Raw genomic sequence first — 6,228 nt, 5'->3', positions numbered from 1 at the left:
TCATCAGCGCTCAACACGATCTCGACGGCATGCGGAGTAGGCATGACCCAGTCTAACAACTAGGCCGCAATTAACGACTCAGGACACTAGCTGGGAGTGTGTAGTGCCCGCCGGGCCGATGGACAGTGCCTCAAGGAAGCCGTGCGAATGTCGGCAGGTCATTGACAGCCAACGTGGGTAATGGCGCCGACCGTCCGAACCGCGAGTCGTCAGACGAGCACCTGGGCGATACGTTGCCGTCAACCCACCCATTCGACGCTCGCGTCAGCCACCAAACGCCCTGACCATCGGTTTCGGAATTGCCTACCGAGCCCGTCCCTGACATCATGGGCGTCACTGATTGGGGGGTCGGCAAACACAATGGGCAGGCATCGTCAGGCCGAGGACGCGGCCGATCGGGACGCACCCGCGCACAGCGCTCAGATGACCCGACTCCTCGAAGCCCAAGTCAAGCTGGAACGCGCCAGGCAGCGTCCTGAGAGTCGGTTCCGCCGGGCGCGCAAACGCGCCGAGGCCGATCTCCTGGAGGCCACGCTGGCCGTCCAGACCGCCGCCGAGGCCGCCCACGCCGCCGGCGCCACCTGGACCGAGATCGGCGACGTCCTCGGGATCAACCGGGCGACGCCTGTACCCCGACCACCGCACCGCGGGGGCCTGGTCATGTTGCGTCCCGAGTCGGACGACGACGACACCGCCGAGGCACGGGCGAACTAGGTACCCATGGCGCCGAGGCGCGCTACTCTGACAACACACGTAGTCAAAGAGCGAGGGGCCGCCATGTTCATGCCGCATCAGATCGTCGAGCAGCGCCTGCAGAAGAAGTTCGACGACGACGTGCGCAAGCACTACTTCCGTGGCATGGAGTTCGCCGGCCCGACGGGCGACCCGGGCTGGTTCGGTCCCGGCAGCCCGGTGTGGCACGTCCACTCGCACATGCCGACGCTGATCTTCGGGTTGCAGTGCGCGGCCTACCTGGAGCGGCTCGACCCGTCGATCTACTGGATGGGCGTGCACCACTCCCGTCTGGTCAAGCGCGACGAGTCGAGCACCGCTCCCCCACGCCTGGACCCCAAGGGGCTCTCGGTCCGCCTCGGACACTCCATCGCGTTCTTCATCGGCACCGCCTACGGGTCCACCGCCACCGCCGAACGTCTGGCGCAGACCGTCCGAGCCATGCACCACACCATCAAGGGCGTGCGGCCCGACGGTGCCGCCTATGACGCCGACGACCCCGACTGGTTGCGCTGGAACCACGCCACCGTCGTGTGGGGTCTGGCCACCGCCCATGAGATCTACCACCCAAACCCGTTGCGCGGCAAGAAACTCGACACGTACTACGGCGAGTTCGTCAGGGTCGGTCACGCGTTGGGCGGCAGTGACCTGCCGGCGACCAAGGCCGAGACGTTGGACTGCCTCGAGTCCCTATCTCCCACGGCTGGCGCTCACCCACGGCGCGGCGATGTCGACCGGGCCCAACCTGCCCATGCCGCAGAGCGCGCTGGACTGGGCGATCCGCGACACCATGCCCAAGTGGGCGCGGCAGCTGATCCAGCACCAGCCGCCCAACCCGGTCGAGCGCGCCGCCCGTCGCACCGCGGTGTGGTCGCTGCTCAACGGGCTCCACGCCGCGGCCGGACCGATACCCGAATTCGAACAGGCAAAGGCCAGGGTGGCCGGCGGGACGACGGTTCGCCACACTCTGCCCACGCACGTGCCCGGGACCGATCCCGTGCGCAGCCGTGAGGAGGTCGAGCACGCCTTCGCGTGACCGCGACTGTGACGGTCGCCACACGACATTTCCGCCCACCGGGGCACCTTTGAGACACTGCAAGGATGACTTCCACCAAGCACCGCGAGGTAGCCCGGCTTGATCGGGTGCCGTTGCCCGTCGAGGCCGCCCGCGTCGGAGTGACGGGATGGCAGCTTGCCCGCACCGGAGCGCGGGTCGTCAGCTCTCTCGCCGGCCGCGGCTCCCTCCAGCAGAAGATCGTCAAGCAGATCCCGCAGACCTTCGCCGACCTCGGGCCCACCTACGTCAAGTTCGGCCAAATCATCGCGTCGAGCCCCGGCGCCTTCGGCGAGCCGATGAGCCGCGAGTTCCGCACCCTGCTCGACCGGGTGCCCCCGGCCGACACCGCGAAGGTGCACGCACTGTTCAAGGCCGAACTCGGCGACGAGCCGGCCAACTTGTTCAAGAGCTTCGACGAGCAACCGTTCGCCTCGGCGTCGATCGCCCAGGTGCACTACGCCACGCTGCACTCCGGCGAGGAGGTCGTGGTCAAGATCCAGCGACCCGGCATTCGTCGGCGCGTGGCGGCCGACCTCCAGATCCTCAAGCGCGGCGCGCAATTGGTCGAGCTGGCCAAGCTGGGGCGGCGCCTCAGTGCGCAGGACGTCGTCGCCGACTTCGCCGACAACCTCGCCGAGGAGCTCGACTTCCGGCTCGAGGCGCAGTCGATGGACGCCTGGGTGGCGCACATGCACGCCTCCCCCTTGGGTGCCAACATCCGTGTGCCACAGGTGTATTGGGACCTCACCAGCGAGCGCGTGCTGACCATGGAGCGCGTCCAGGGCGTGCGCATCGACGACGTTGCGGCCATCCGCAAGGCAGGCTTCGACGGCACCGACCTGGTGAAGGCGTTGCTCTTCAGCGTCTTCGAGGGCGGGCTACGGCACGGGTTGTTCCACGGCGACCTGCACGCGGGCAACCTGTACGTCGACCCCGACGGCAAGATCGTGTTCTTCGACTTCGGCATCATGGGTCGCATCGACCCCCGGACCCGTTGGCTGCTGCGCGAATTGGTGTACGCGCTGCTGGTCAAGAAGGATCATGCCGCCGCAGGCAAGATCGTCGTGCTGATGGGCGCGGTGGGCAACGTCAAGCCCGAGGGTGACGCCGCCAAGGACCTCGAGGCCTTCGCCACCCCGCTGACGATGACGTCGCTGGGGGACCTGTCCTACGCCGAGATCGGCAAGCAACTCTCCACGCTCGCCGAGGCCTACGACGTGAAGCTGCCGCGCGAGCTCGTGCTGATCGGCAAGCAGTTCCTCTACGTCGAGCGGTACATGAAGCTGCTGGCACCAAAGTGGCAGATGATGAGCGACCCGCAGCTGACGGGCTACTTCGCCAACTTCATGGTCGAGGTGTCCCGCGAGCATTCCGACGAGCTGGACGCCTAGTGGACGTTCGCAGTGGGACGGCCCGGTCGGGCGAGCTCGACATCTACTACGAGGACATGGGCGACGCAGGAGATCCCGCCGTCCTGCTCATCATGGGGCTGGGCGCGCAAATGGTGTTCTGGCGCACGGGTTTCTGCGAGCGTCTGGTCGACCAGGGGTTGCGCGTCATCCGCTTCGACAACCGCGACGTCGGCCTGTCCAGCAAGCTCGACGGTGCCCACACCGGCGCCAAGCTGTTGCCGCGGCTCGCGCGCACGCAGCTGGGCCTGCGCAACGAGGCGGTCTACACCCTCGAGAACATGGCCGACGACGCCGCGGCGCTGCTGGATCACCTCCGGATCGAGAAGGCGCACGTCGTGGGCGCGTCGATGGGTGGGATGATCGCGCAGATCTTCGCGGCGCGCTACCAGCAGCGCACCAAGACGCTCGCGGTGATCTTCTCCAGCAACAACCAGGCGATGCTGCCCCCACCCGGTTTCAAGCAGCTGCAAGCGGTCACCACCCGGCCCAAGGACACCTCCCGCGACGGCGTCATCGCCAACACGGTGAAGGTCACCAAGATCATCGGCAGCCCGGGATATCCCGTGCCCGAGGACCAGATGCGGGCCGACGCGATCGAGGCCTACGACCGGTCGTACTACCCGGCGGGTGTCGCGCGGCAGTTCAGCGCCATCCTCGGCAGCGGCAGCCTGCTGCGCTACGACAAGCAGATCACCGCTCCGACGGTGGTGATCCACGGGCGGGCCGACAAGTTGATGCGGCCCTCCGGCGGCCGGGCGGTCGCCAAGGCGATCCGCCGGTCCCGGTTGGTGTTGTTCGACGGCATGGCCCACGACCTGCCCGAACCCCTGTGGGACGACATCGTCGGCGAATTGAAGACCACGTTCGCCGAGGTCCCCTGAGCCCAGCGCCGACGACGCTTCCCAGGCACTTCCTCGATTCGGTCGCCACTGAGTGGTCGGCGTAGAGTGCCCGTGGAGCGCATCGGCCGGCTCGGTGCGACATCGGCGACGTTCCCGAGTCACTGATCAGCCAAGAGAGGCATTTTTCACCATGTCGACTACCCGCAAGAAGGGTGGCCTCAAGCCGCACTTCGAGGACGTCCAGGCCCACTACGACCTGTCCGACGAATTCTTCAGTCTGTTCCTCGACCCCAGCCAGACCTACAGCTGCGCCTACTTCGAGCGCGATGACATGACGCTGGAGGAAGCTCAGCTCGCCAAGGTCGACCTGGCGCTGGGCAAGCTGGGCCTGCAGCCGGGCATGACGCTGCTCGACGTGGGCTGCGGGTGGGGTTCGACGATGCTGCGGGCCATCGAGAAGTACGACGTCAACGTAGTCGGGCTGACGCTCAGCGAGAACCAGAAGGCGCACGTCGAGGCCGAATTCGCCAAGAATGACAGCCCGCGCACCAAGCGCGTGCTGCTCAACGGCTGGGAGCAGTTCAACGAGCCCGTCGACCGCATCGTGTCCATCGGCGCCTTCGAGCACTTCGGCAAGGACCGCTGGGACGACTTCTTCGCGATGGCGCACAAGGCGTTGCCCGACGACGGCGTGATGCTGCTGCACACCATCACCGCGCTGACGTTGCCGCAGATGACCGCGGCCGGGTTGCCGCTGACGATCGGCATCGCCAAGTTCGTCAAGTTCATCCTCACCGAGATCTTCCCCGGCGGTTACCTGCCGACCACCGAGATGGCCCAGGAGTACGCCACCCGGGGCGGCTTCAACCTGACCCGGACGCAGTCGCTGCAAAAGCACTACGCCAGGACGCTGGACACCTGGTCGGCGGCCTTGGAGGCGCATAAGGACGAGGCCATCGCCATCCAGTCCCAAGAGGTCTACGACCGCTACATGCATTACCTCACCGGGTGCGCCAAGGGCTTCCACGAGGGGTACATCGACGTCTGCCAGTTCACGCTGGAGAAGTAGGCCGTCCGACGCCCGACGGAGCGGATTCGGCCGCCGGGCAACCGATACTCCGTTGCGCTCGACGGGGCGGGTTTGCACGTCCAGGCCTGCCCCCGCGGGTAGGGTCCGTCACAACGCGAAACCCGAGCACACTCTGCGCGCCCGCTGCAGTGAATAAGAAAGGCCCAGCAGAACACCATGGCTGACAACACCGGCATCAAGGACATGACGCCTCACTTCGAGGACATCCAGGCCCACTACGACTTGTCGGACGACTTCTTCGGGGTGTTCCAGGATCCGACGCGCAAGTACAGCTGTGCGTACTTCACCAGCCCCACCCAGACACTGTCTGAGGCGCAGATCGCCAACGTCGACCAGCACCTCGACAAGCTGGACCTCAAGCCCGGCATGACGCTGCTCGAGGTGGGCTGCGGCTGGGGTTTGACGTTGCTGCGCGCCATGCAGAAGTACGACGTCAACGTGATCGGCCTGACGCTGAGCAAGAACCAGCAGGCCTACTGCCAGCAACTGCTGAGCGGAGTCGACACCGAGCGCAAGTTCGACGTGCGGCTGGAGGGCTGGGAGCAGTTCGGCAGCTCGGTGGACCGGATCGTGTCGATCGAGGCCTTCGAGCACTTTGGCTTCGAGCGCTACGACGACTTCTTCAAGATGTGTTACGACGTGATGCCCGACGACGGCCGGATGACGATCCAGAGCAGCGTGGCCTACCACCCCGACAACCTGCAGGCCCGGGGCCGCAAGCTGACCTTCGAGATGGCGCGATTCATCAAGTTCATGATCACCGAGATCTTCCCGGGCGGGCGCCTGCCAAGCACGGACATGATGGTCGAGCGCGGCGAGAAGGCGGGCTTCACCGTTCCCGAGCCGCTGTCGCTGCGCAACCACTACATCAAGACCCTCGGCATTTGGGCCGCCGCCTTGGAGAACCACAAGGAGCAGGCCATCGCCGCAGCGGGCGTGGAGAACTACGACCGCTACATGAAGTACCTGACCGGCTGCCAGTACTACTTCGTCGACGAGTCCATCGACGTCAGCCTGGTCACCTACCTCAAGCCGGGCGCCGTCACCGCGAGTTGACGTCTGACTCGCCCGACGAAGAAGCCCGGCACTCCCCGC

The 6,228-nt window shown here is 66.2% G+C and carries 6 protein-coding genes; all 6 read left to right on the top strand.

The window, feature by feature from the left end:
• Positions 1-360 precede the first annotated feature (360 nt).
• The 6 genes from ABZ195_RS26875 (at position 361) to ABZ195_RS26850 (ending at position 6,189) form a co-directional block, all read left to right on the top strand.
• The gene (locus ABZ195_RS26875; RefSeq protein ID WP_355222938.1) at positions 361-714 is read left to right on the top strand and encodes a hypothetical protein; all 354 of its coding nucleotides are present in this window, start codon (positions 361-363) and stop codon (positions 712-714) included.
• Between the two features lie 63 nt (positions 715-777).
• Positions 778-1,743 carry an oxygenase MpaB family protein gene (locus ABZ195_RS26870; RefSeq protein WP_355222937.1) on the top strand — a complete coding sequence of 322 codons (966 nt, stop codon included), beginning with the start codon at positions 778-780 and terminating at the stop codon, positions 1,741-1,743.
• A 90-nt stretch (positions 1,744-1,833) separates the two neighbouring features.
• A complete protein-coding gene (locus ABZ195_RS26865) occupies positions 1,834-3,180 on the top strand; it encodes an AarF/ABC1/UbiB kinase family protein (RefSeq protein ID WP_355222936.1) in 1,347 nt (448 codons plus the stop codon).
• On the top strand, positions 3,180-4,082 hold the full coding sequence (locus ABZ195_RS26860; protein WP_355222935.1) for an alpha/beta hydrolase: 903 nt from the start codon (positions 3,180-3,182) through the stop codon (positions 4,080-4,082). Before ABZ195_RS26865 ends, ABZ195_RS26860 begins: the two co-directional genes overlap by 1 nt.
• A gap of 151 nt (positions 4,083-4,233) precedes the next feature.
• Positions 4,234-5,112, top strand: a complete 879-nt coding sequence (locus ABZ195_RS26855) for a cyclopropane mycolic acid synthase family methyltransferase (RefSeq protein ID WP_355222934.1) — start codon at positions 4,234-4,236, stop codon at positions 5,110-5,112.
• A 177-nt stretch (positions 5,113-5,289) separates the two neighbouring features.
• Positions 5,290-6,189, top strand: coding sequence for a cyclopropane mycolic acid synthase family methyltransferase (locus tag ABZ195_RS26850; RefSeq protein WP_355222933.1), 900 nt, complete (start codon positions 5,290-5,292; stop codon positions 6,187-6,189).
• Positions 6,190-6,228 lie beyond the last annotated feature (39 nt).

This window comes from Mycobacterium sp. NPDC006124, from assembly GCF_040614235.1.
Classification (GTDB): Bacteria; Actinomycetota; Actinomycetes; order Mycobacteriales; family Mycobacteriaceae; genus Mycobacterium.
This window is presented reverse-complemented; position numbering and strand designations above follow the sequence as displayed.